4 protein-coding genes are annotated in these 4,206 nt (G+C 49.6%); 3 read left to right on the top strand and 1 reads right to left on the bottom strand.

The features are described from left to right. Positions 1-1,048 precede the first annotated feature (1,048 nt). The 3 genes from ACGYK9_RS19135 to ACGYK9_RS19125 all read left to right on the top strand — a co-directional run bounded on the left by ACGYK9_RS19135 (position 1,049) and on the right by ACGYK9_RS19125 (position 3,666). A complete protein-coding gene (locus tag ACGYK9_RS19135; RefSeq protein WP_394415240.1) occupies positions 1,049-1,618 on the top strand; it encodes a hypothetical protein in 570 nt (189 codons plus the stop codon). Positions 1,619-2,350: 732 nt separating this feature from the next. Then, the gene (locus ACGYK9_RS19130) at positions 2,351-3,190 is read left to right on the top strand and encodes a universal stress protein (RefSeq protein ID WP_394415246.1); all 840 of its coding nucleotides are present in this window, start codon (positions 2,351-2,353) and stop codon (positions 3,188-3,190) included. 62 nt (positions 3,191-3,252) lie between these two features. After that, a complete protein-coding gene (locus ACGYK9_RS19125) occupies positions 3,253-3,666 on the top strand; it encodes a universal stress protein (protein ID WP_394415249.1) in 414 nt (137 codons plus the stop codon). A 17-nt stretch (positions 3,667-3,683) separates the two neighbouring features. On the opposite strand, the gene ACGYK9_RS19120 is transcribed toward ACGYK9_RS19125, so the two are convergent. Further along, a partial coding sequence (locus tag ACGYK9_RS19120; protein WP_394415252.1) for a Crp/Fnr family transcriptional regulator occupies positions 3,684-4,206 on the bottom strand: 523 nt, incomplete at its 5' end.

The raw sequence follows: 4,206 nt of genomic DNA, 5'->3' as shown, positions 1-4,206 counted from the left end.
GGACAACCAGATGCAATAGGAACCCGCGATGCGCATCCCTATAAGACAAAGCAAGAAGCCTTCCTCGCAGGTGCCGAGATGCTGTGCACCTTGATCACGGGAACACCAGAACTGCCGTTCACCGCCCTCGGCAACCAGATCATAGGCGCACCAAGCTAAAGCACAATGCTTCATGGAAAGTATCAATATGCGAGGGCCGGTCCTCTCGCTCTCGCATACATACGCATCAATATGAGAAACAAACCATCGATCCGAAACACTCAAACTCAATCACGTAGATCAGGCGCCGAGAGCGCCTCACGAAACCGTATTGAGAATGCATGAAGCCGATTGAACTGCACCAAAGGTGCCCGGTCCAGATGGACGCCGGTTCGGCATACCACTCTTGTCACGACTTGAATTCCATATCGAAAAGACAGTGAGAACTTCGCAGAAAAACAGTCAAACAACCAATAACATATGCCAACGACCGCCAGAATATTCTCTCCTGCACCACCTGAGTATAGAGTTAAATAACGGTCCAAAAACCGGTCAAGACAACAGATCTATGTAGCTGAAAAAGGCTATAAACTCCTTATCAGAAGGGGATATCCGCCAGAACTGCTACGAAATTCCTGAGGTATCATAGTTAGCCAAAGTGCAGCCCCTCACCGCACATTTATCATAAAATTCCAATTATTTATAGCAACTTACGTGTCCCTCACCCCTCCATAGGTCCAAAAATGAGCTTCGATTAGACCATAAAGCTCCCGTCCGTCAAAGCATAAGATCAGCGCACGAGGGCCCCAACAGGCCCTATCAGAAAGGATTCGAGATCGCACAGAAATAGCGGGAAAAGAGTACCATTTTTTCTACTAGATCGGCAGAACGCGTAGACAACATTCGAAGCTATTATTTCAGTTCTGAAGAGGCACCAAGGACATGGTATTCCGCATACGAGTATCCTCTATATCGCAAAATATAAGTTATCCACATAAAATTATTGAACAAATTTACTACTAATCGCGTTGGACAATTCCAAACTATAATTATTATGAAGGAGAACGATATGGGAAACGACCTACGCAACAAGGGCCTTCTATTCGACGAAGCCGACTTCTCACTCCCGCCAAACTATACAGCAGAAGCGCTGTTTGAGGTGGTCAAAGACCACTGTTTCGAGGAGTTCGATTACGGATATGGCGACCCCGACGCCAATCCGACCTTCGAGCTATTCGGTATGGTATCGGAAAGCTTTGAGAAAGCCACAGACGAAATCGACCACCATTCAATCTGGCTCAAGCCAGGAGTTGGATTCCAGGATATCTTCCTTAAGATAGCTTGCGGTCTAGACGTTCCGGAAACGGTGGCTCTTGAGGCAATCACCACCGGTCAGACAGATGCTCTCGAGGAGGTTCTAAGCCGCCAAATCCGCGCCCATCTTGACGCTTCACAACACTATTCAGCGCAAGAGCTAACAGCCTACCTCGCTGATCTCAAATCCACAGCCCTTCTGGGAGCAAGACATGAAAATCATTTTGATACACGCGGTGACGAAATGATTATAGACTTTCGGGGTAGAAACTACGGTCCAGGACGACGAATCCTTGTTGAAATAGCATACAACTGGGGGGAATGATTGATTGCGCTTTCTTTGGGGCTGTAATTTTGCGGCCCCAAAATTCTATCCTTCACATTTAATAAGTGGCAGATAGAGCCTTGGAAGGTTTTATCCGTCTCATAGGCGCCCGGCTGATCTGGCACCTATGAGACGGATAAGATAACAGCGGAAAGTGAGTGGCAGACTCCGGAACCCGGTTGGCTCATGGTCGCCCCGGCGGTCAAGGCAAGCCGGCTGGTTTTAATGGATTTCAAGCTACCGCAGCGCCCGTTTTATGTGTTGCGCCACAAGGAACGGCATCTTTCTTTGGCCAAGCGGCGGCTTCTTGACCTTCTTTGAAATCGCACCGCTCCAAATGGGGACACGAGCTTCGGCAGTCAAAGCGCTTTCGATCATCCATGACATGGCACGCTGAAGTTGCAATCAGGGAACCGGAAAGAACGATCTTTTGCCGCATCTAGGAAAAGAAAACCTGATTGCTTGGAACCCGGCATCTTTGCGAACGGTTGACTCCGTGGCATACGGACAAAGCTTGCCTCATCGCCTTGCCTCCTAACCAGCTACCACTTGAACTTTCTAAGTTAACGAACCTGTTAGGGAGAGTTTCCCCAACAACACAGGGTCCGCCGCATTGAAGCCCGGTACGTATATCAGGAGCTCTCTCTTGATTTGATCTACGTCAAATCCCAGCCTGTTGGCCCTTGCTAAGCTGAGCATAGACGCACCGGATGTGCCAACAGGAGGCGTATTATGTCAATCAAGACAATTCTGACCTGCCTTACCGATACGCAAACCGCTGAAGCGGTATTGCGTGCCTCAGCTTTGCTGGCCAGCCAACATAATGCCCATGTCATCGGGTTGCATACAATAGAAGCTTTGGTGGTCTATCCTGGCATTGCCATGCATGTCCCAGACAGCGTGTTTGCAGCATATGGTCAGTCCCAAAAAGAACAATCGGCCGAGCTGAAGACCCTATTCGAGACCTATCTTCACGCTGAAGATTTCGCCTCCGAGTGGCGTCTCGTCAAAAGCCAGTCAGAGACTGCCTCAGAGCGGATCGTTGAAAGTGCGCAATGTGCAGACCTTGTGGTGATGCCGGCTGTAGATTCCGACACACAGAACAATGCGCATGCCCGTCTTTTAGAAGCGGTAATCCGGGATGCGGGGAGGCCAGTCCTTGTGGTGCCTAAAGACTTCAAGGCTGACACGCTTGGGCAAGACATTTTGATTGGTTGGAACGGTAAACGCGAGGCGGTGCGAGCTGCGCATGATGCCCGCGCCTTACTCAGCGAAGGCGATATTGCACATATTGTGCGGGTTAACGAGCATTATCATGAAAGCCATCGCGATGTGACAGCAAGCGATTTAGCAGCTGCCTTCGCGCGGCATGGGATTAAAACGACCTTAGTCGAACGGTCTTGGGAGCGTCCCGGAGTGGCGGCTGCATTGAACGAAGAATCGTTTGAAAGAGACGCGGATATGATTGCTGTCGGTGCATTTGGGCACTCACGAACATACGATCTTGTTATACGGGCTGCGACGCGCGAACTGTTGCGAAACGCCGACTTCCCGGTGCTGTTCTCTCGATAAACGCCCTCAAACAAGCGCATCGTGCCCAGCACCTACTGATCTGCCAACAAAAGGAAAATGCTATGTACACCAAAATCATGATTCCCATTGATCTGAAACATATTGAACAGATGGGAAAAGCCCTTAAGGTGGCCGCTGATATCGGAAAACTTTATGGCGCTGAAGCCCATATTCTAGGGGTAGGGCAAACTGTGCCAAGCCAAGTCGCACGTACACCTAAAGAGTTTGCAGATAAGCTTTCGGCCTTCGCGTTAAAAAGCTCCGAGAGCTACGGCTTCACTTTCGATTCTCATGCTGAGATTAGTCACGACCCCTCAGTTGATCTGGATAATGTCTTGGCGCGTGCCGCGAAAACCATTGGGAGCGATCTTATTGTTATGGCGAGCCATACCCCCGGCTTTGCCGAACACATCTTCTCTTCAAACGCAGGGTATCTCGCTTCGCATGCTGATATATCAGTGCTGGTTGTCCGCTAAGCTACTGCACTCCAGCGTTAATCTAGAGTTGTCTCCCCCGCCGCAAGCCGAAGAGCTGAGAGGCCATCGCAAAGCATTGTGCGACCGTTGTTTTCTAGCCGAATAAGACCATCCCGTCGCAAGGCGGTCACTTGTCGGCTTACGGTTTCAAGAGATAAACCGAGATAGGTTGCAATGGTATCACGCGTAAGCGGCAAAGTGCAGCGCAAAGGAGAAAGCCGCGGCCTGACACGTTGAAACAAAAGAGAAAGGAAGTGGGCCACTTTTTCGCGGGCGGTCTTGCGTCCCAATAGTAGCATCCAGCTACGCGCATTATCGAGGTCGTTCAATGTCATGTCTAAAAGCCGAGACGAAACACCACTAGAAGATCCTAAAAATTTCTTAAATGATACTGTATCGAAAGTGCAGAAAGTAACATTACTGATAGCAGTTATTTCATAAGAAGCGGTCTTGTACCCAGGCTTGGGACTGTCCTGAATTTTGTGCTCTGGCGTGGTAACTGCTCTATAAGGAGACCCACGTATGAGCATCGACAAAAAG

Origin of the sequence: Sulfitobacter sp. 1A15258 (genome assembly GCF_043557045.1) — a bacterium.
Classification (GTDB): Bacteria; Pseudomonadota; Alphaproteobacteria; order Rhodobacterales; family Rhodobacteraceae; genus Sulfitobacter; species Sulfitobacter faviae.
This window is presented reverse-complemented; position numbering and strand designations above follow the sequence as displayed.